General features: G+C 61.6%; 13 protein-coding genes. 2 read left to right on the top strand and 11 right to left on the bottom strand.

Annotation, left to right across the window (positions count from 1 at the left end):
• Positions 1–124: 124 nt before the first annotated feature.
• The 3 genes from dhaM to dhaK form a co-directional block, all read right to left on the bottom strand.
• Positions 125–1,534: a dihydroxyacetone kinase phosphoryl donor subunit DhaM gene (dhaM, locus tag P8A24_RS01950; protein ID WP_278059192.1), complete on the bottom strand. Its 1,410-nt coding sequence runs from the start codon at positions 1,532–1,534 to the stop codon at positions 125–127.
• 115 nt (positions 1,535–1,649) lie between these two features.
• Positions 1,650–2,237, bottom strand: a complete 588-nt coding sequence (gene dhaL / locus P8A24_RS01945) for a dihydroxyacetone kinase subunit DhaL (RefSeq protein ID WP_278059190.1) — start codon at positions 2,235–2,237, stop codon at positions 1,650–1,652.
• A gap of 2 nt (positions 2,238–2,239) precedes the next feature.
• Positions 2,240–3,235 (bottom strand): dihydroxyacetone kinase subunit DhaK, encoded by a 996-nt coding sequence (dhaK, locus tag P8A24_RS01940; RefSeq protein WP_278060157.1) that lies wholly within the window; start codon positions 3,233–3,235, stop codon positions 2,240–2,242.
• Positions 3,236–3,398: 163 nt separating this feature from the next.
• Here dhaK and P8A24_RS01935 point away from each other — a divergent pair, with 163 nt between their 5' ends.
• The gene (locus P8A24_RS01935) at positions 3,399–3,782 is read left to right on the top strand and encodes a DUF4870 domain-containing protein (RefSeq protein ID WP_278059188.1); all 384 of its coding nucleotides are present in this window, start codon (positions 3,399–3,401) and stop codon (positions 3,780–3,782) included.
• A gap of 208 nt (positions 3,783–3,990) precedes the next feature.
• On the opposite strand, the gene P8A24_RS01930 is transcribed toward P8A24_RS01935, so the two are convergent.
• The 5 genes from P8A24_RS01930 to P8A24_RS01910 all read right to left on the bottom strand — a co-directional run bounded on the left by P8A24_RS01930 (position 3,991) and on the right by P8A24_RS01910 (position 17,580).
• On the bottom strand, positions 3,991–4,722 hold the full coding sequence (locus P8A24_RS01930; RefSeq protein ID WP_278059186.1) for a glycerophosphodiester phosphodiesterase family protein: 732 nt from the start codon (positions 4,720–4,722) through the stop codon (positions 3,991–3,993).
• 129 nt (positions 4,723–4,851) lie between these two features.
• A complete protein-coding gene (locus P8A24_RS01925; protein WP_278059184.1) occupies positions 4,852–5,556 on the bottom strand; it encodes a CDP-alcohol phosphatidyltransferase family protein in 705 nt (234 codons plus the stop codon).
• A gap of 144 nt (positions 5,557–5,700) precedes the next feature.
• The gene (locus P8A24_RS01920; RefSeq protein WP_278059182.1) at positions 5,701–11,277 is read right to left on the bottom strand and encodes a S8 family serine peptidase; all 5,577 of its coding nucleotides are present in this window, start codon (positions 11,275–11,277) and stop codon (positions 5,701–5,703) included.
• A 326-nt stretch (positions 11,278–11,603) separates the two neighbouring features.
• Positions 11,604–14,360 (bottom strand): SpaA isopeptide-forming pilin-related protein, encoded by a 2,757-nt coding sequence (locus tag P8A24_RS01915; protein WP_278059180.1) that lies wholly within the window; start codon positions 14,358–14,360, stop codon positions 11,604–11,606.
• A gap of 31 nt (positions 14,361–14,391) precedes the next feature.
• A complete protein-coding gene (locus P8A24_RS01910; RefSeq protein WP_278059178.1) occupies positions 14,392–17,580 on the bottom strand; it encodes a SpaA isopeptide-forming pilin-related protein in 3,189 nt (1,062 codons plus the stop codon).
• Between the two features lie 121 nt (positions 17,581–17,701).
• On the opposite strand from P8A24_RS01910, the gene P8A24_RS01905 reads away from it, so the two are divergent.
• Entirely contained in the window at positions 17,702–18,739 is a 1,038-nt protein-coding gene (locus P8A24_RS01905) for a S66 family peptidase (RefSeq protein ID WP_278059176.1), read from the top strand.
• Here P8A24_RS01905 and P8A24_RS01900 read toward each other — a convergent pair.
• The 3 genes from P8A24_RS01900 to P8A24_RS01890 are packed head-to-tail and all read right to left on the bottom strand — an operon-like array spanning position 18,727 to position 21,123.
• Positions 18,727–19,443, bottom strand: coding sequence for a YesL family protein (locus P8A24_RS01900; RefSeq protein WP_278059174.1), 717 nt, complete (start codon positions 19,441–19,443; stop codon positions 18,727–18,729). The two genes, P8A24_RS01905 and P8A24_RS01900, sit on opposite strands and share 13 nt — an antisense overlap.
• Position 19,444: 1 nt before the next feature.
• The gene (locus tag P8A24_RS01895; protein ID WP_278059172.1) at positions 19,445–20,281 is read right to left on the bottom strand and encodes a carbohydrate ABC transporter permease; all 837 of its coding nucleotides are present in this window, start codon (positions 20,279–20,281) and stop codon (positions 19,445–19,447) included.
• Positions 20,278–21,123, bottom strand: a complete 846-nt coding sequence (locus P8A24_RS01890) for a carbohydrate ABC transporter permease (RefSeq protein ID WP_278059170.1) — start codon at positions 21,121–21,123, stop codon at positions 20,278–20,280. Before P8A24_RS01890 ends, P8A24_RS01895 begins: the two co-directional genes overlap by 4 nt.
• Positions 21,124–21,179 lie beyond the last annotated feature (56 nt).

Here is a 21,179-nt window from a genome sequence, read left to right as displayed (position 1 = left end):
GCAGTGGGAGGAAGCTGTTGCGGGCAGTTGTGTGATCGCACGATCGAGGCGGAGCCTCGGTGATGGGGGTGGCGGGTTGTCGTGAGACAACCCGCCACCCTCGCTCAATATCTGCGACCCTGTTCTACCAGTTGCGCGGAACTGCCGGGATTACCGGGATCTCGTGGTCGCGGGCGATGATCGTACCGTGGCCGGAGGATTCGCCGGCCGACGTAAGGATCGCACGAGCACCTGCGAACGCTGCCTCGGCGGCTGTTGCGGCGTCGAGCTCGGGCACCATCACCGTGGCACCGTGTGGGATCTCAAGCCCCAGCTCGGCACCAGCCAATGCCTGCATCGTGAGTGCGCCGAGTTCGCGCACGTCCTCGCTACGCGCGGCAAGATACGGATCGGGCAGTGCGGCGAACTTTTCCGCAGCAGCACCGAACGCTTCGCTCACGGCATCGAGCGCGTTGCTTCCCTCGGCAAGTAGCGCAGCGATCTTTTTCGTGATCGCACGGTCTGTGAGCAACGCGGCTTGCGCTTGGAAAATCTCTACGTGCGTGCGCTCCCCCAGCGACGCGAGGTACGCGCTCACCTGAGCGGTGGCGCTCTCCACGCGCGCCTCCTCGTCCGCGCTGGCCGAATGCTCGGCCGCGTCAACGCGACGACTCACCACAAACACAGTGGTCTCCGCTAACTCGGCAACGTCGGTAACCTCCGCATTATCCGACGCCGGGGCACCAGTTTCAGTACCATCCGCACCGGGTTCCTCCTCGCCGGGCGAGTGACCGGCACCAGCGTGCCCGTCCGCCGACGCCGGGGCGCCAGTTTCCTGTGCGGGCACGGACTCGAGAAACTCGATGATTTGCGTGAGGCCTGCTTGCGCGTTTTCTCCCGCAACACGAACCTGCACGACCGCCCCACCACGGCCAGGCAATGCCACGAGTTCACTGATCGAATCCGCCGCGGCGCGCTGACCTGCAGATTCGAGCTCGGCACGAACACCAGCCCCGCCGACGATGGCAACCAGGCGAGCAGCCGGACGCGCATGAATACCGGCAGGATCACCGAGCGTGACCTCGCCGACGGCATCCCACGCATCACCCGAGCCCGCCTCGTCCACAGCCTCAGCCCCGACGTCGTCGCCAACTGCCTCCGCCTTCGCGGTGAGCGCGCGGGTTGCCTCGCGTGCCACCTGCTCTCGGGAGGCACCGGTGGATGCCGTCACGACGGCGGCAACCAGGCCCTCCACCAACGGCGCGGCCGTGAGCGTGACACGCTCAGCAACCTCCGGATCCACAAACTCGAGCGACATTTGTGCCGAGAGGACCGCCGAGCCGAGATCCATGAGCACGAGAACACCATCTGGTGAATCGGCCTCCTCGATCGCGCTCATCACTGTCATCGCGTCGGTTCCGAAAGTTTCCTCGTCCAGACCGCCCGCGTTCACGACCATCGGACGTCGATCTTCCGGCACCATCTCGTTTGCAAGTTCAATCGCCGCCCCAGCCAACGCGTGGCTGTGGCTCACCACCACAATTCCTACACTCATTCTTACCTCGCTCCTGTGTGGGTGGGCGCGGGCAGATTCACCCGCGCCCACCGCCATCGATCACCACTGTTGGTGAGATCACCGCACGGCTGACGCCAGCGTGCGTTTTGCCAGCCTAGGCCAACGTCCGTGCGGCCGCCTCCACCAGGTACGTTGCCGAGGCCGAACCCGGATCCATGTGCCCCTTCGAACGTTCACCCAGGTAGGAGGCGCGGCCCTTGCGTGCCACATACTCGATCGCCTCGTCGCGCCCCTTCGTGGCGGCTTCAGCGCCAGCTGCCAGTGCCTCAGTCTCCGAGCCTGCTGCCTCCATCGCATCCACGGCCGGGCCGAGCGCGTCGATCATCGTCTTCTCCCCCCGCTCCGCCTTACCGCGTGCCACCACGCCGTCAAGCCCTGCACGGAAAGCCGCCACAACGCCGTCGCCCACCTTCGCCGAGAAGCGCAAAAAGAACGTGCCATACAGCGGGCCGGAAGCGCCACCAACCGTAGAAACGAGAGTCATACCGATCTTCTTCACGTACGCACCGGCGTCGGCGAACTCCCCCGGATCCAGCGCCACTACTGCGGCCATGCCGCGCGCCATGTTCACGCCGTGATCCGAATCGCCGATCTCGCGATCCAGCTCCGTCAAATACTCCTTATTCGCCTGGATCTGATCGTTAAAATCCGCCATCCAGGCCGCAATCTGTGCAACGTCCATTCTCACTTCCCCCAACGCAGGCCGGGCGTAACCACCGGCGCATCCCAGTAACCGAGCAATTCCTCATCCGCGCGCATGATCGTGACCGACGCGCCCGCCATATCCAGCGACGTGATGTAATTCCCCACGAGGTTGCGCACCACTTCGATGCCCTTCTCACGCAAGTAATCCACCACCTCCGCATACAGGCCATACAGCTCGATCAGCGGCGTGGCACCCATGCCGTTCACCATCACCACGGCCGGCGCACCCGTGTAATCCAGATCTGCGAGGATCGGATCCACCAGCATCCGTGCAATATCCTTTACCGGCGCAACCTTCACGCGCTCACGCCCCGGCTCGCCGTGGATACCAATGCCAATCTCCATTTCGTCGTCGGCCAAATCAAACGACGGTGTGCCTGCGGCCGGTACCGTGCACGCCGTGAGCGCCATGCCCATCGAGCGAACATTCTCGTTCGTGCGGCGCGCCAACTCCGCAACACCCGCCAGATCCAGGCCCGCCTCGGCAGCCGCGCCCGCGATCTTCTCCACGAATACCGTGCCGCCCACGCCACGGCGCCCGGCCGTATACAGCGAATCTTGCACAGCGACGTCGTCGTCCACCACCACGGACTCCACCTCAACGCCGTCGGCGGCCGCAAGCTCCGCCGCCATCTCAAAGTTCAAAATATCGCCCGTATAGTTCTTGACGATGTGGAGCACGCCCGCGCCCGCGTTCACGCCCGTTGTCGCCGCCTCGATCTGATCCGGGGTCGGCGAGGTAAACACCTCACCCGCAACCGCAGCATCCAGCATGCCTTCCCCCACGTAACCACCGTGCAACGGCTCGTGCCCTGACCCTCCGCCAGAAACTAGGCCGACCTTGTTCTGAACCGGCCCGCCCGCGCGGAACACTACGCGCGCCTCATGATCCACACGCAGTTCCGGATGCGCATACTCGATTCCGCGAAGCTCATCCGCAATGATCTGTTCGGGGGAATTCATCAGTTTCTTCATCATCATTCCTTCCCGGGCCTCGTTGCCCGATTCGGAGGCATCCACTGTGACGCCGCTAACGCCAATCCTATCCACCGTTCCTGAATGCTCGCCTAGATTCCGCTGTACGACGAACGAACGTGCAGGCTTTCGCCCGCTGCCGGCAACGTGGTGAAATAGAGGCATGACACAGCACATTTCTCCTGTTCCGCCCTCGTCGGAGGATCGCACCTGGGCGATCGCCGCTCACCTCTCGGCCTTGATTGGCTGGGTCGTTTCAGCGGGCTGGCTCGCGTTCGTTGGCCCGCTTGTGATCTGGTTGGTGAAGAAGGAAGATTCCGCGTTTGTGCGATCCGCGGCCGCACAGTCGTTCAACTTCAACCTCGGCACGCAGATCATGAGCTGGATTGGCTGGATCTGCATTTTCACGATCATTCTGATCCCTGTTGGGCTCTTCCTATTCTTCCTGTCGTTTGTGCTCTTGATCTGGGGCCATCTGCGCGCCACGATCGCCACCTCGAATAACCGCCTGTACCGTTACCCGTTCCAGTTGCCGGTACTGTCGTAATCACACATGCGCCGAATGAGGGTCGAGTAAACTCGACCCCCATTCGTTTTGGTCATTCCCGACGCAGGTGCGCAAGGTGCGACGCCGGTTAGCGAGCCGCGCGAGGCGCGTGCACAACTCAATCAATCCAGCTAGGCGTTGCTCCACACGCAACGCCTCACCCAACTGACGCAGTTACGCACCAGCGGCGGTGCTCTTCGGGCGCAGGTTAGCGCTGAGCGAGATCAGCGAGCTCGTGAGGAACGTTGGAGATTAAGCCGTCCACACCCCAGTTGATGAGCTGGTTGGCGCGCATGCGATCATTCACTGTCCACGCGTTCACACCAAGCCCTGCGGCGTGGAACTGAGCAATGTTTTCCGGTGTGAGGAGCGTGTGGTCGGGGTGAATATAACGGGCACCCACGATTTCAGCGGTGCTACGCCAATCCGGATTAATTGCAACCTCATAGAGCAGGCCGATGGCCCATTGCGGAGCGCGCTGCGTGAAAAGGTAGAGCAGTAGGTGGTTGAAGGAGGAGACGATGACCTCGCGGCCGGGCTCGAGGCGCTCAAGCTCACGCGCAACCGCCTCCACGAGGGCAAGCGTGCTCGCTTTGCCTGCCTCGTTTGATTTCAGCTCAAAATTGGCATTCAGCCCGCGCTCGTTCATCAGGTCGATGAGCTGAGCCAAAGTAGGCACGCCTTCACCGGCGAATTCGGGCGCAAACCAGGCACCGGCGTCGGCGTTGAGTTCCGCGGCGGTGAGCGGGTCGTAGCGGCCGGTACGGTTGGTCGTGCGGTCCAGCGTGGAATCGTGGATGAGGATGGGCGTGCCGTCGGCGAGCACGTCCACGTCCGTTTCGATCCAGTTCACGCCGTTGTCGAGCGCGGCGTTGAAGGCCGCGAGAGTGTTTTCTGGTGCGAGCGCGGACAGCCCGCGGTGTCCGATCACGAAAGCCATTGCTTTTCCTCCTGTTTCCCCGACGCTGGGGCCGCGCTTACGTCGCTGATTGGCTGGTTGCCCAACGTCGGCGATCAGCCGGCCCGACGACGCCGGAGTAACCAACGACGCCGATGCGCGGCTTTCGTCCTACTGACGGCCGGTGATCGTGCGTAGCGCGCCGGTGGCGAGGAACCACAAGCCGGAGATCCAGAAGATCACGAGCAGCCAGGTGGGCTGGTTGCCGTAGGTGGCGACCATACCTGCTGTGGCGGCGGTCCATATCGACACGGCGATGATGTTCGGGATCATCATGTGCTTCACGCGGAAGGGGTGCGTGTAATAAGTGGGGACGATCGTGAGCACCACGAAAAGTAGCACGATAAAGACGTTCACCCAGGCCGGGCTGGAGAGCACCCAGAGCACGACAGCGACGATATTCCAGGCGGCTGGGAAGCCGACGAAGTAGTTGTCGGAAGACTTTTCGCCCTCGTTGGCGTAGCAGAACATCGAGGAAGTGACGACGGCGATCATGAGCACCGCCGCGAGCCACCCGTACCCGAAGGGCAGGTAGAGGTACATGAAGATCGCGGGAAGGAAGGACCAGGTGATGTAGTCGACCGCGATGTCCACCACTGCGCCGTCGAACCACGGGATCACTTCCTTGACTCGGGCAGCGCGGGCCATCGTGCCGTCCACCCCATCCACGATCATGGCAATTCCGAGCCAGAGCCACATCATCTTCAGCTCGCCGTTCATAAGAGCGAGCGTGGCGAGGCAAGCGAATGCGAGGCCGCTCATGGTGAAGGCGTGCACGCCCCAGGCGGCAGCCTTGGCCGAGAACGAGTGATTCATGAAAGTGTTCCAATCTGTGATACCGGTGTGCTCAATTTTCCGAGAATTAATACTACCGCGCCTTTTTATGGTTTTCGGCATTGCTTGGCCAAAAACGGCGGGAGGGGCAAGGATTTCCTTGCCCCTCCCGCCGTTTATCTCGCGTCAGGATTCACGCTTGCGCGCGATCAGCGCGCCAGCCGCGACCATTGCGAGTGCCGCGGCCGCGAGGCCGAGGGTGCTCGCGCCGGTGAACGCCAGGTTCGACTTCGGCGTCACGTGGCTGACCTTCGGCGCTGGTGCCGGCTTGTCACCAGCGTTCGGCTTGTCGCCCACGTTCGGCTTCTTGTCCGCACCCGGTGCCGGCTTGTCGCCCGCGTTCGGCTTGTCGCCCACACCCGGTGCCGGCTTGTCGCCCGCGCTCGGTTTGTGGCCAAACAGCTCGCCAAGGTCGAGCTTGCCCGAGTTCTCGATCATCTGATCGATGCCTGCGAAAACGTCGTCCGCGCTCACGCCATCAGTGATGTTCAGTGACGGACCAATCGGAACGAGCGGGCTCGAGTTCGGAGCCTGCGGCTCGCCCGGTTTCTCAGGCTCAGCAGGAACCTCGGCAGCCGCCGGCTCCTTGACCGTAATCACCACGTTGACGAGCATGCGCGACTCCACGCCGTTGGGCTGCACCGCGCGCACCGCCACCAGGTTCTCACCGTTAGTGAAGAACGTGGTCGGGTTGATGGCGAGCTTCGGATCGCCGGCCTGCGAGCCGTCGCCAGCGTAGTCGGCCGAGCCGTCGTCGGTCACCGAGTAGTTCGCGAGAACCTTCGCGATCACGTCGGCGCGGTTGGCAAGCTCCTGCGGAGTCAGAGTCAGCTCAACGCGCTGCGGGCCAGCGATCACAGGCATGCGATCCACGTAGAACGTCACGGCCTTCGTCACGGAGTTCCCCGCAAGATCCGTCGACGTCGACACCATCGTGTACATACCCGCCTTCAGATCCTTCGTTGCGAACGGGATCAACAGCTCGGTGTCGGTCACCTTTGCCTCGTTACCAGCAGCAACAGTGGTGTCCTTCGCCGATTCGATCGCGATCGCACCCGACGCCGAGGCGCTGGGATCAGCCGAAGGCTCGGTACTCGGCTCGGCGCTGGGCTCAGCCGACGGCGTCGGCTCCGGCTCAGCCGGCGCTTCGCCGTCGTGCGGAGCGATCGTCGCGACGTCGACCAACAGCTCTTCGAGCGGCAGCGGCGTCGTGTCGACGTCGGACTTTGCCGAAGCGTCCCAGGTGTAGCCGTCCGGGCCGGTGACCTTCACCGCGAGCGAACCGAGGTGCGGGTCCTTTGCCGTGGCAACCACCGGCTCGCCGTCGCGGATGGTGGAGCCATCAAGGAACGGCCCGCCGCCCTTGAGGAAGCCGAGAACCGGATCGTCCTTGTCCACAACGATCGGGTAGAGGCCGATGAGCTTGTTACCGTTCAAGTCTTCAACGGTGATGAGCGCCTTGTCGCCGTCCATCGCGTCGAGGTGGTACTTGAACGTGCGTTCGTTCGACTTCGGGCCGAGGCCCGAATTGTTGGAACGCTGTTCCACCACGGAACCGTTGATGGAGAAGGTGTAGCCCCAGGCGTCGTCGGAGATCTTGCCGGTGAAGTCTACACCGTCAGTGTTCGTGAAGATCGAGCCCGCAACCACGTGCGGCTGGTCGAACACGATGTGCGGCAGCTCCACGTCGAAGTAGAGCTTGAACGGGATCGCCTTGGTCAGCACATCCTTGCCGTTCTCACCCTTGACGTAGACCTCCATGCGGTAGTGGTTTTCGCCCGAGACCACCGCAAGCGGCGCCTCGAAAGTGCCTTCCTTTGCGTTGATCACGGCGTCGATCGGAGCCGGCTCGTTCACCGCGCCGTTCGAAGCAACCGCGGCGGGCACGAAACGCACCTTGGCGATCACGTCCGGATCGAGCATGCCGCGAACAGTGAACAGCTTCGCAGCGGCGTCGTAATCGGTGGTCTCACCGCTCACGCCGCAGGCGATGAGCCCAGGCAGGCACTGAGCGTTGATGATCGTCGGCAGGGCGTCAGAGCCCGGCAGCGACGGCGGCAACGGCGGAGCCGGCGGCGGCGGAGGCGGAAGCGGCGGGCCCGCTGGCGCACGGCCCTCGATGGGAGCGGCGACGGTCACGAGGTTCGCACCGTCGGAGCCGACCACCGGCACCGCGAGCGCGTCCGGCTCGACGTCGACGGTAGCGGTGAAGCGACCGTCCAGGCCGACGACGGCGTCCTTGCCGGCCACCTTCACGGTGAGCGGGGCGCCCTGATGTTCGTCGGTGATCGTTCCGGAAACGGTTACCGACTTCCCGTCGTCGGAAAGCTTCGCGGCCTCAGGATTGAGTGTGACAACCGGCGGCTTCGCATCGTAGTAGGGATGGAGCACGACCTTCGCGAGTTCCTTGCCGTCGGCGTCGAGCGCGACCACGGTCACCTCGTTTGCGCCAGGCTTGAGATCGGCGACGCCGGAGAAGTAGCCATCCTTGTCCAGGTCAGCTTCCTTCCCGTTCACCAGGACCTTCGCAGCTGACGGATCCGTGTAACCCGACACATCGAGCTGCGGGCCGTTGTCGGCCACGAAGTACGGCTTGACAGGGCCCACCGGCTCGTCGTTGATAGCGTCCTTGAACGCCACGGCGAGGAGGTTTGCCGGGTCGAGAATCTTATGGGCCGTGGCGATGTTGGAAGCCATATCACCCGCGGTCACCTCAACGTACTGGGTGCCGTCGGCAACCTTGACGCGGAATTCGGAATCCGCTTCTCCCACGCGCTCAGCCACCAGGTTCGATTCCTTGTCGGTGTTGACCACCGGGTTCACCTGCACGCCCGAGCCCGAATCGGCCGCCGTGAAGTACACGTAGCCGTCCTTGAGATCTCCGATGTGAAGCACAGGCTTGACGGTGTCAATACCGAAGTTCATTGCGGTGGTCTGCCAGCCGAACTGGTCCGACAGGCGGGCCTTGACTTCGAAGGTGTACTTTCCGTCCGGAACAGGCTTGAAGTTCGGATCCTTGGGATCGTACTGGGTGCCGTCGAAGGCGTAGGAGGATGCCGAATGCATCATCGACATCGGGGTGGCGTCTTCCTTGAAGTTCACATTCGTGTGCGGACGGCGCACGTCCTGCTCCTTGCCGAGCACCATGTCAACCGACTTGTCGGCGTTGTATACGCGGTATTCGACGTCGGAAGCGTTACGACGTAGCAACAACGACGGGAAGACAACATCCTGCATCTTGTCACCGTTCGGCGAGATCCACAGGGTCAGGTCACGGCCGGTCTTCGGATCGTCCTTCGTCTTGTCGAGCGTATCGAGGAACACCGACGTGTCCTGGCGCAAGGTCATCAGGCCGGTTGAGGTATCGTACTCCACCGGATCGCCCCACGGGACGCCCGGCTTCTCAACGATCTGCTCCTTGTTCCAGTCGCCCACAAAGCCAAGGTACGGGATCGAAAGATTCGGCGTTCCCGCGGTCCCCTCGAGGCGTGCCCAGCCTTCGATGAAGTGCGGGGTGTCCGTATTCGGGGCAAGCGTAAAGTTCACCTTCGCAGTTGCGCCCTTCGGCACAGTCACAGTGGCGACGTCGGAGGTCAGGGTTTCGCTCGACACCGACGTGGTGATGTTCTTGCCCTTCTCGTTCGACTCGTTCACCACGGTCTGCTTCGGCAGGCGGTAGGTGACGTCCTTCTCGCCAAGGTTGTGAAGATCCACGGTGAAGGTGCGCGGGCCGTTCACCTCGCGCAGAGCCACCGACGGCTCACCATTCACTGTTGCGAACACGCGGTTTTCGGCCGCGAGATCAATACGGGCCAGGCCGGCGCCGATCTGACGCGGAGCATGCGGTGTGCCCTTCTCGTCCAGCGGGATCTGGGCAGTGTTCATGAACGCGGTACGCACACGCTCCACCAGCTGTGGCCCAGAAAGATCCGGGAAGACCGTCTTGTAGTGCTGGATCAGAAGCGCCGAAAGGCCAGCGACGTTCGGGGACGCCATCGAGGTACCCGATTCACTGGCGTACTTGTTGTCATTCATGGTGGAGTACACCTCGCCACCGATTCCCGCGATCTGCGGCGAGAAATCAAGGTTCGGGGTGGCACCCCATGAGGTGAATGCCGATGGGCGCATGCCGAACGGCGCACCGAAATCCTCAAGCTTGCGCTCGTTCGTGAACTTCACATAGGTTTCTGTGCCGGCATCAATCGAGGCGCGGATGGCCTTTCCGATCGAGTTGTAGGTGGAGGCACCAAAGAACGTGTAGCCGTCAGTTCCGGCCATGCCAATGAACTCTTCGAGCCCATCCTTGTTGTACACGAGGATGCCCGAGGCTTGGGCCTGCGAGGCGCGCTTGAACATGTTCGCGAAGGTTTCCTTGCCGCGAGCAACAAGCACGAAGTTGCCCTTAATATCGGCTGCGACCTTGTCGAACTCTTCCTGGGTACCCAGGCCCGCGGAGAAGATGCGGTGGTACTGATCGTCCGGCTTGCCGGTTGCAAGCGAGTACTTGATGTGCTGCTCTTCGCCGTTCTCGCCGCTCTTCCAGTTTGCAACCGGCACCACGTGCACGGAGTTGTCGATCGAGGCAACCGAGAAAGCCGCCGTCGACGACGCCGGGGAGCCGAGCGTGCCGTCGTCGAGCTGACCGCGCGAATCGCCGAGCTCGCCAGCCTGGTCGAAGTTCAAGCCCTCGTTGCCGGCGGCAACAACAACCATCACACCGGCGTCGCGAGCCGCCTGGATTGCGCGGTAAGCGCCGTCGGAGGCGTTGCGGTTTCCGTTCGGCGAACCGAGAGACATATTGATCACGTCAGCTTTTAACTTCACCGACTGCTCGATTGCGGCGATGATATCCGAATCGGTCGCACCCTTCTCGCCCGGAACGTTCGAGAACACCTTCATGCCGAGGATCTGCGCGTTCGGTGCAACGCCGTCGAAGGAGTTGTCGGTGACGACGGACGGATCGTTGTTGCCGTCGCGGCCGGAGCCATTCGCGCCAACGATGCCAGACACGTGCTGGCCGTGCTGGCTCTCCTGCGCATCCTTGACCTCATAGTTTTCGTTGGCGAAGTTGTAGCCAGCGGGAACCTTGCAGGTAAAGCCGTGGGCCGTATCTGGCTTCAACTTCGACTTTTCACACACGCCGTCATCAAGGCGGAGATCACGGTGAGCGACATCAATGCCCGAATCAATCACAGCCACGACGGTGCCTGTGCCATCAAGGCCGTGGCGCTCGTAAGCCGTTGGCACACCTTCCATCTTGCGAGCGTTGTGCTCGAGACGCTGGTAAGTCTGCTCTTCCTTCACCGATTTCACGCCGGGCTCTTGAGCGAGAGCTGCGATCTTGTCGGCACGAACCGTGGCCGAGAAGCCATTCACAAGGAAGCCGAGTTGGCGCTTGACCTTCAGGCCGTATTTTTTGCCGAGTGTGGCAATCAGCTCGTTTTGGGAACCGAGGTTCGCTTTTTCGCCCGCCTTGCTGGGGTGCTTGGGCTGGCGATCGAGCATAATCAGCACGTCCTTGGTGCCGGAGGCTTGCTCGCCTGCGGCATCGAGGAGGCTTTTCATGTCGTTCAACGACAGGTTCGACGCCTGCGCGTCGCCGTCCGACGGCGGGGTGGACGGTGCAGCCATCGCGGTGGGCGTCATGCCGAGTGAGGTGGCAAGCGCAGCGGCGACGGCGAACGATCGACGGAATCGTTTCATACCTTCTCCTTTGTCAGGTTCCTCCTAGGGAAACACGTCTTTCGCTGAAAACCCGCTCCGTATCAATATGTGAAACGCTGAAAAGATGAACAATTTTTATGCGCCACATTGAACAAAAGTGTCAGTTTTCCTTGATTTTGCTAGTGAAATCCAGTTTCACAGCGGTCGCTGATCGGGAAATTTAGCACCCAAACACACCGATTGCGTGTCGCGTATCACATTTGTGAAAGAGTTGGCGGATCCGTATTTTATGCACGAGCGCCCGACGAAACTGGGGAGCAGCTGGGCAATTCCAGCTGCTCCCCAGAGCATGCACACACGCAACGTCAGTTCATCTCACGACGCCTTGCCAGTACCGCACCCGCACCAGTGAGCATCAGAGCCACCAGACCCACACCTGCAACGTTCGCGCCCGTGATCGGGAGCTCAGGGCGCGGTGCCGGCGAGTGTGGCGTCGGCGTATCCAACGGAGTCGGCGTCGGAGTCGGCGTATCCGACGGGGTCGGCGTCGGCGACTCGGACGGGCCCGGGAAATGCACAAAAATCTTTGGCTTCTCGGAGTCCTCCTGCGTCGAGGCACCATTCGAGCCACTCATCCCAGGCTGAGTGACCTCATCCCACTCAACAAAACCCGAACCAAGCTCAAACCACGACTTCGGCGTATCCTCAGTGGTCACAGTGCCCGGATTCGAACCCGACTCCGGCGGCAACGTCTCCTCAAAATCCACGAAACCGCTACCCAGCTGCACGTAAGGCGCCTCGGAATCCTCCTCCGTCGTCGCACCGTTTTCGCCCGAGACGCCCGGAAGAGTCTCCGTCCACTCAACAAAACCAGAACCCATCTGAACATACGGCTGCTCGGAATCCTCAGTCGTCGTCGTGCCCGGATTCGAACCCGACTCCGGCGGCAACGTCTCCTCAAAATCCACGAAACCAGAGCCAATCTGGTACCACGGACGCGACGAATCTTCCTCCGTTATCATGCCGCCCGAGCCGCCAGACTCGCCCGGCTGCTGACCAAACTCATGGAACTCCACCAGGTTCGAGTGCGTGGTTGGCGGCTCGTTTTCCACCTGCACCTCGACCGGCGCAAAGCGATTGTCGTTCGTCCGCATGGGAACCGTTACCTTGGTCCACGGATCTTCAGGATCGGAGTACCCCTTCGGCGCCTTCGTCTCCTTGAGCCAATACTCCCCTGGCTCAAGCAGGTACTTTCCACGACCGTCGTCGCCGGGCTTCGCCAGCGTGATGACGCCGGCGTCGTCGGAAAACGGCATCTTCGCGATCTTATCGTCGGTCAGCAGCTCCTTGAGATCCGTTTCCCCAGAGAGCGAGAACGTGCCATCGACACCGGTAGTGAAAGTATCCGGAACGAGCGGCTTATCGTCGCCCTTGTGTGCATAGAGTTGGAAGTCCGCACCCGGAAGGAGCTTTCCTGCGTCCTTCTGGTCCACCTTCGTCAGCTTCACGTCGCCCGGGATTGGGCGGATCATGCGGTAGTAGTGCTTGGTGTCAAGGATCTGGTTATCCGGCGCAACATCGGGATTAAGCAGGTAGGAAGTGGTGAACGGATCCTTCGGAAGGTCTGTTGCCGTCAGCACGTAGCCTTCGGGAACGCGCGAAATCTGGGCGTCCCATGCCTCTTTGCTTTGCACCGGCTCGAAATTCGGGTAATGCAAATCGATGTGACGATCGCGCATGCGCGCGCCATCTTCGCAAATCTGTGCGAACGACTTATCGCCCTCGGCACACAGCCCCGCCTTGAAACCAGCAAGTGGGAAGGTCTTCGTGCCATCTACTACGCCGTCCTCGCGCACGTTCTCGATCGGACCGTACGCCGGCCATTCGTGAGCGTCTCGGGTGAGGAACTGCTGATCGAACTCTTTGAGGCCATCGAGGGGCGCGTATAGATCGTCGCGCTTCTGGGCGCGCGTGTGGAAACCTGCCTTCGCGGGATCCTCTGCCGGGTACTTCTTCTCCAGGCGCTCCACGATCGGATCCTTCGCAGGTTCCATCGTGTACCCCATGGCTTTGCGGTAATCCTTTTCGAACACCGGGTGGATCACCACGTTGGCATAGGGCTTGATGGTGTCGCGGGAGGTGATTGCGGACACGGAATTACCGCCCACCGTCCCAGACGCCTGGCGGTACTGCAACAAGATGAACTTATCGTGATCAGGTACCGTTCCCGAGTAGGTCATCACGTACTGCTTGTTGAGGTTCGAGGAATCAGCGTTACGATTCCAGAAGAAGAAACAGTTCGATCCCTGGTCCGTATTCGAGCATTTATCGCCAAACGAACCGTTGCCGCTCACGGGCACGCCGTCCATCTTCAGATCGTGAATACCGAGATCCTCGTACGGACCAATTTCCGTTTCGCCCGTCTTATCGTTGACGACGACTGTGCGCGAGTAGAGAGTGGGTGAGATCCACGCACGACGGATTCCAGTACGGCGGAAATTCGGATCGAACGACTGCGGATCGAGCTTGTCCTCAAAGGCTGTTACAGTCAGCAGGCTAATCCGGTGCAGAATGTCGCCAGGCTCGGCGTTCATCGCCGGGGCCAGGCCGTCATAGTGGGAGGGCACCAGCAACTTCACCGCGTGCGTGTTCGGGTTCTCCCGAAGGTTCCACGTCACCTGGTAACCGAACTGGCGTCCCTCGGCGAGAATCTGCGGCTGAGTGAGGCTCTTGTACAGCTCGGACTGGAGGAGATTTTTCACCGACGGCGGAGTGGCCGGGTTAGTGAGCGCCTTCTGTGTCTCCTTGTAGATGCGGTCGAGCGTGCGCGTGAGGTTGACGACGCGGCCATCGCTGAGCGGCATCGTGATATCGCGGTTTCCGTCGGGGCGAAGCGTTTCGCGGATTTCGGGCGCATACTCGCCTGAATGGTCCTTGCCGTCGTCGAAGATGACGTCGGTGAAATCGCCTGGGAATGGCGTTTCAGTCGCCGAGTTTGGGTACGCGAGCTGGGTTTGCCCCGGCGTCGCTTCCGGCGCCGCAACGGCACTGGAGCCCAGGAACGTACCTAGGGCCACAGTGGAGGCGGCGAGCACTCGCGCGTGGTTGCGAAATGTCGTCACAGTGGAACCTTTCGTTTTCTCTTGCGTTGATTCAGTTGTTCTTACGTCGATTCAGTACCAGACCCGCGCCCGCGAGCAACAGGGCAACGAATCCGAGGCCAGCAACGTTCGCGCCCGTGATCGGGAGCTTCGGCGCGGCCAGCGGCGGCGGAGTGTTCGTCTTCGGCAGAGCCGGAATGCTCGGCGTCGACGACGGCGGCGCCGGAGGCGTCGACGGGGTCGGGGTTCCCGACGGGGTCGGCGTATCCGACGGAGTCTGCGTCGGGGTTTCCGACGGCGTCGGCGTCGGCGACTCGGACGGGCCCGGGAAATGCACAAAAATCTTTGGCTTCTCCGAATCCTCCTGAATCGTGGCACCATTCGAGCCACTCATCCCAGGCTGAGTGACCTCATACCACTCAACAAAACCAGAACCAAGCTCAAACCACGGCTTTTGCGAATCCTCTTCCGTCGTTACGCCGTTCTCGCCAGAAGCCCCCGGAAGAGTCTCCGTCCACTCAACAAAACCAGAGCCCATCTGAACATACGGCTGCTCGGAATCCTCAGTCGTCGTCGTGCCCGGATTCGAACCCGACTCCGGCGGCAACGTCTCCTCAATCTCCACGAAACCAGAGCCAATCTGAACGTACGGCGCCTCGGAATCCTCCTCCGTCGTCACACCGTTTTCGCCCGAGACGCCCGGAAGAGTGTCCGTCCACTCAACAAAACCAGAGCCAATCTGAACATACGGCTGCTCGGAATCCTCAGTCGTCGTCGTGCCCGGATTCGAACCGGAAACCGGGGGAACCGAACCGTCCTCGTCAAACTCCACAAACCCGCCGCCGGTGATCGGCTCGGGCTCGTTCACCACGGTGCCGGCCTCGAGCGTGCGCTCCTTGGCCGGATGGTTCGGCTCAACCTTCACAGTAAGCTGCTTCTCCGAGAGCTTGTAGCCCTCGGGCGCCTTCTGCTCACGGATCGTGTAGGTGCCGGTTTCTGTGGCGTGCACGCGGAAACGGCCGTCAGCCTTGTCCAGATCGCGATTGTCGTTGTCAAAAACGTCGAAAATATTGCCGTTCGGATCGGTCACGGTGAAGGTGGCGCCGGCGAGCGCATTGCCGTCCAGGTCGTTCTTGTTCCAGGCGATGAACGTAGGCTGGTAGGCGTTCATCAACGTGAACGTGGCCTCGTCGGAATCGGCGGGCGTGATCGGCTTCGTGGTGAGCTTTCCGCTCCAGCCCGGCACAGCAACCTCGCGCACCGAGTAGGTCGCCTTCTTGCCGCCAACCGTGTATGGCAGATCGTTGAACAGATGCGTCCACTTACCCTCAGCGGTGAGCGTGGCGTGATCCACCACGTACTGCTTATCCGAACCCTCAAGGCTCATCACAAGCTCAACCTTCAGCTCCTTCGGGAGCTGCGCTTTCTGATCGGCTGGAAGGCCCTCGCCGGTTCGTGAATCGTCCCAGTGCTTGACCACCTGGAGCTGGGTGGATTCGTCCTCGCCGAACACAATATTGCCATTCGTGGCGATGCCGCCACCGAACGCGGCACTGTTGGAGTGCACATGAACCGCGGAGTTCGCTGCCGCAAGCGCCACCGTATCACCAATCGGCTCGCCGTGAAGTGCCACGTACTCCGGCTTTGCGGCGTATTCCTCGATAGCGTATGGAATCTGCTTCTCCGGGTCTTTCGAGTAGCGCGGCTGCTTGGCATAGTTGCGGTAGCCATCGACGAACCAGTCCGCCGATCCGCCGCCGAGCTGGCGGCGCGAGAAATCGGCCTGGACCGGAGCCTTGCCCGCGTTGTAGCCGTATGGAAACACCGACAGGTCGTCACCGGCGTCGGCGCCAGTATTCTCGGCGAGCGCGAGGCCGTCCTTCGTGTAGATCACGGTATCGCCGGTGGGGCACACCCACAGGCCGCCGCCGTTGCTGTTAGCCGAGTTCTTCTCCACGAACACACGGCTCATGTGAAGCGTGTAGGGCTGGGACGCCACATAAATCGCGCCACCGAGCCGGCCGGTGGAGTTATTGCGGAACTCGCCGCCAGAAATATTCGCACCCTCGGCACCCACATACACGGCGCCGCCAGTAACCGAGGAAGTGTTCTTCTCGAACACGCCTCCGGAAATATTGAGCTCGGACCCTGTGATCTCGTGCCACTTCGCGATTGCCGCAGCATCGGTTCCGCCAACAATCTTCGCGCCCTGCTCGGGAATGACCTTCCAGTTCGTGCCCACAGTCACGAAGAAATCGTAGGTGGCGATCGCACCGCCCTGGGTGGCCTTGTTGCCGTCAAACAGTGGCGCGTTCTTCCCAGTGCCGTTGACGTTCACCTTCGCCTTACCGACAGCCATGATCGCTCCGCCGCCCTGGCCTCCGGCCACGTTGTTCGCAAACCGGCCACCGTTCACGGTCAGCTCCACGCCCTTGGCCGGATCTGCCCATTCTTTCTCAGTGAACCAGTAGCCTGACTGCGAGTGAAGCAGAACGCCGGCGCCCCAGTTGTACGGCGCCCAGTTCGCGGCGATCATTCCGCCATTCATCTCCATTTTGCCCGACTGTGACACGAGCACGCCCGCACCAATGTTCGAGCTATTGCCCTGGTACCAGTTGCCGGTGATCGAGCCGCCGTTCATGACGAACCGCGCCCCGCCGTCGACCAGCACACCGGCAGCTGAGAACTGGTTCGAATCGGCGCCAATATGGTTATCCTTCACGGCGCCACCGTTCATCGTCAGCAACGCCTCCTTACCCGAAACGCTGAGCGCGCCAGAACCGTAGCTCGGCCACTTGCCTTCGACGCCGGTGATCACGCCCTCATTCAAGGTGACGGCTCCGCGCGAAACAACAAGCGGCAGCGGGGTTTTGTTCGCGGTAATGGTGAGCGGCGTTGTACCAGGTGCCGCGCCGATGGTGAGTGAGGAGCCGGCCGGCGCCGAGATCAACTGGCCAGCGTTAAAATCGGCAGCTGGCTGAATTCGCGCACCCTCCGAGTTCGCCACCAGGGTAACGTTCGCACCCGCAGGCAGCTGAAGCGTTTCCGCGAGCTCCACCGTGCCGTCCACACCGATCGTGGTGGCGTTGGTGCCAGCCGCGCGAACGGCGTCGGCAAGCTCCGTCGCACTCTTGACGACGACGTCAGTGGCGGCGCGGGCCTGCGACGAGACAGCAACCAGCCCGGCAAACAGCACAACAATGGCCAGTACATAGGCGCCAATGCGCTTCAGTGAAATCACAGTGAGTTCCTCAGTTCAGTGCATGTGAGTATGGTGATACTGACATCATATTGTTGAGGACGCCTCCCGACAAGGGCGTAGCATGGGGATAAATGCCCACCTTTCCGCCGTCGGAGGCCACATGATTTCACCTACCCCTGTTCAGCCCGGCGATCGCGTCGCAGTCCTCTCCCCCGCGTGGGCCGCGCCCGCGTACTTCTCTGAGGTTCACGAGCAGGCACTCGAGCGCATCCGCACCGAGCTCGGGTTGGAGCCAGTGGAGTATCCGACCACACGGAAAATGGGGGCGACGCCGGCCGAGCGGGCAGCCGATATCAACGCAGCTTTCGCGGACCCGTCGATCCGCGCGATCCTTTCCACAGTTGGCGGCGACGATCAAATCCAGGTGGTGCCACTTCTCGATCCGGCGCTACCAGTTGCGGATCCGAAGCCATTTTTCGGCTATTCGGATAACACGAACATCCTGAACTGGCTATGGGGCCTGGGCGTTGGTGCCTATCACGGCGGTTCCACGATGGTTCACCTCACTGGCCCCCACATTGACGCGGCGCATATTCACACGCTCCGGGCCGCGCTGTTTGGCGAGGGCGATGTGGTGATTCCTGCGTCGCAGACCTCGCAGGATTACGGGTGGGATTGGTTCGATCCGCGCGCACTCACGGAGCCCTCTCCGCGCGGCCCTGCGCTTCCCATCGAGTTTTTTGGCAAAGAGGAACCCGTTCGCGGACGCACATGGGGCGGCTGCCTGGAGGTTCTCGATCAGCTCGCTTTCGCCGGGCGCCTACCCGCGGCGAGCGAGCTCGAAGGCGCGATTTTGATTTTTGAAACATCCGAGCAGATCCCACCAGCAGATTTTGTGGGGCGCTGGGTGCGCGCAATGGGCGAGCGAGGCTACCTCGATGCCGCCGCCGGGCTCGCATTCGCCCGGCCGGTTGTGGCCGATCGCGACCACCCAGAAGTTCCTGAATCTGAGCTCGCAGCGAAGCGTATGGCCTACTACGAGTACCTGTTGGCGAATATTTCCCGCTATCGCGAGGATCTCACCGTGTGCCTGGATCTTCCGTTCGGGCACACCCGCCCGCAAGTGGTGTTGCCGTATGGTGGCGAGATCACGCTCGATCCGGCAAACCGCGCCGTGATCGGACACTACGGGAGCTGAGTAATCTCGCGCACGAGCTGCCCGATTGCCAGGGTTTTCACGTAGATCACGAACGCTGGGATAAACACGAGAGTAAAGAAGATGAGCGTTGGCACGGCCGCCGGCCACCACCAGGCGGCGAGGAGCGGTGCGAGCCAGCTCGCCAGGCCAAGTGCGCTGAGCGGCAGGTAGCGGATCGCGGCGAACATTGCGGCTTGCGCGATCTCCCCCAGCGACGCCGGTGCGCGAGTTACGCGCTTCTCTTCTACCAACACTGCCGCGCCGGTTTCACTCGGCCGCGCCCCCGACGTCGGGCGGCGGATCGCAGCGTGCCCCGCGAGCGCGAAGAACCACTGCGCGACCAGGGCCGCGAGGATCGCGGCGCTGATCAGGCCGATCCGCATCGCATCCACGATCATCCCTGATTCGGCGCGCAACAGCATGAGCTCGTATACCACTGCGAAGCCCACGGCCAATAACGCAAGCCACCCCGGCGTCGCGATGCGCAGCGAGCGAGAGAACACGCGCCAAAACGTACGCCACGGGTGGGCGCCGTCTTCTGCAACGAGCTGGCCCGCCACCACGTTCGCGGCGGCCAGGCCAGCCCCGAGGGTCACCACCGGGATCGCCGTGAGCGTGAGCGCCATTGAAACGATCGCAACGTCAGCAACAAGGGCCAGGACTCGGGCAAAGCCTGAGTCCTGGGAGAAAAAGCGGCTCGCCACTTTAACCCTTCACTGCTCCCGCAGCGACGCCCTTAATGATGTACTTCTGCATCGCAATGTAGAAGATGACGATCGGCACGATCGCCAACACGAGCATCGCCATCATCGCGCCCATGTCGCGGTTGCCGTTCGAACCGACAAGTTGCTGGATCACCACAGGGATGGTCTTGTAATCGGTGGACAGGCCGATCGTCAGGTACGGCAGGAGGTAGTCGTTCCACACCCACATGGCGTTCAAGATCGCCACCGTGATCGCAGTTGGCTTCAGGATCGGCAACACCACCAGGAAGTATGTTTTGAGCACGCCCGCGCCGTCGATCGTTGCGGCCTCCTCGATCTCCAGCGGGATCGACTTGATGAAGCCGGCGAACATGAACACCGATAGACCTGCGCCGAATCCGAGGTAGAGCACCACGATCCCCCACGGGTTGTTCAGTCCGAGTGAATCCGCGATCTTCACGGTGGGGAACATGACCATCTGGAAGGGGATCACCATCGAGAAGACGAACATGTAGTACAGGGCTGAGGTGTACCACGTCTTCACGCGGGTGATGTAGTAGGCCGTCATGGCACAGAAGAACACGATCGCGGCCACCGAGAGGATCGTGATCACGAAAGACCACACGATCGCCATGAAGAAGCCCGACAGCGCCAGGCCGGTGGCGTAGTTCTCGAGCCCAACCCACATGTCCGTAAGCGGAAGTGCAAACGGGTTGGAGGCGATCGAGAACTTCGCCTTGAACGAGTTCATCAGGATGAACAGGATCGGACCGACGAACACAACAGTGAGCGCCACCAGGAGCACGTAGACGACCACTTTTCCGACAGTGTTTTTCATGCCTCGATCTCCTTCCGGCGGGTCGCGGAAAGCTGGACCATCGCAATCACCACAACGACGACGACGAACAGCACGGCCTTCGCCTGGCCCACGCCTTCCTCGCCCACGCGAGAAAACATGGTGTTGACGATGTTGAGTGCCACCATCTCGGTTTGGCTCTGCGGTGCACCATTCGTGAGCGCCAAGTTCTGATCAAACAGCTTGAACGTGTTCGACAGGGTCAAGAACAGGCAGATCGTGATCGCCGGCATCACCATCGGAATGGTGACGTGGCGAAGCACACTCCAGCGGCCAGCGCCGTCGATTTCCGCAGCCTCGATCAGCTCCGGCGGAACGTTTTGCAGGCCCGCAATGTAGATGATCATCATGTAGCCCACGAGCTGCCAATTGATCAACAGGATCATGCCGAGATAGCCGTAGGTCCAGTTCGCGATGATCGTGGTTTTGTATTGAGCGAGAACAGCGTTGATCATCACCTGCCAGGTGTAGCCCAGCACGATTCCGCCGATCAGGTTCGGCATGAAGAACACGGTTCGGAAGAAGTTCGTGCCGCGCAGCTTTTGCGTGAGCATCCAGGCGATCGCGAACGAGAAAATGTTCACCAGGATCACGGAGGCCACCACCACCATCAGCGTGAAGCCGAAGGAAGAGATGAATCCGGAACGCTGCTCGAACGCAGCTTTGTAGTTATCGAGCCCCACCCACGTGGCATCGGTGATGGTGGTGAACTCGAAGAACGAGAGCACGAAGCCGATCACAAACGGCACGAGGAAAGCGATCGCGAAGGCGATCAAGGTGGGGAGCACGAATATTGGGAAGTATTTCTTTAACTGAGCTTGCATGTTGCCCCCATCGAACGTGAGGGCCCCGAGGCCACCGACGTCGGGTCGGGCGACCC

Origin of the sequence: Arcanobacterium wilhelmae (assembly GCF_029632765.1) — a bacterium.
GTDB classification, from domain to species: Bacteria; Actinomycetota; Actinomycetes; order Actinomycetales; family Actinomycetaceae; genus Arcanobacterium; species Arcanobacterium wilhelmae.
This window is presented reverse-complemented; position numbering and strand designations above follow the sequence as displayed.

What these genes read in the sequence shown, in the direction of transcription:
- dhaM (WP_278059192.1), bottom strand. Translation starts at nt 1,534, where the DNA reads ATGAGTGTAGGAATTGTGGTGGTGAGCCACAGCCACGCGTTGGCTGGG.
- dhaL (WP_278059190.1), bottom strand. Translation starts at nt 2,237, where the DNA reads ATGGACGTTGCACAGATTGCGGCCTGGATGGCGGATTTTAACGATCAG.
- dhaK (WP_278060157.1), bottom strand. Translation starts at nt 3,235, where the DNA reads ATGAAGAAACTGATGAATTCCCCCGAACAGATCATTGCGGATGAGCTT.
- P8A24_RS01935 (WP_278059188.1), top strand. Translation starts at nt 3,399, where the DNA reads ATGACACAGCACATTTCTCCTGTTCCGCCCTCGTCGGAGGATCGCACC.
- P8A24_RS01930 (WP_278059186.1), bottom strand. Translation starts at nt 4,722, where the DNA reads ATGGCTTTCGTGATCGGACACCGCGGGCTGTCCGCGCTCGCACCAGAA.
- P8A24_RS01925 (WP_278059184.1), bottom strand. Translation starts at nt 5,556, where the DNA reads ATGAATCACTCGTTCTCGGCCAAGGCTGCCGCCTGGGGCGTGCACGCC.
- P8A24_RS01920 (WP_278059182.1), bottom strand. Translation starts at nt 11,277, where the DNA reads ATGAAACGATTCCGTCGATCGTTCGCCGTCGCCGCTGCGCTTGCCACC.
- P8A24_RS01905 (WP_278059176.1), top strand. Translation starts at nt 17,702, where the DNA reads ATGATTTCACCTACCCCTGTTCAGCCCGGCGATCGCGTCGCAGTCCTC.
- P8A24_RS01895 (WP_278059172.1), bottom strand. Translation starts at nt 20,281, where the DNA reads ATGAAAAACACTGTCGGAAAAGTGGTCGTCTACGTGCTCCTGGTGGCG.
- P8A24_RS01890 (WP_278059170.1), bottom strand. Translation starts at nt 21,123, where the DNA reads ATGCAAGCTCAGTTAAAGAAATACTTCCCAATATTCGTGCTCCCCACC.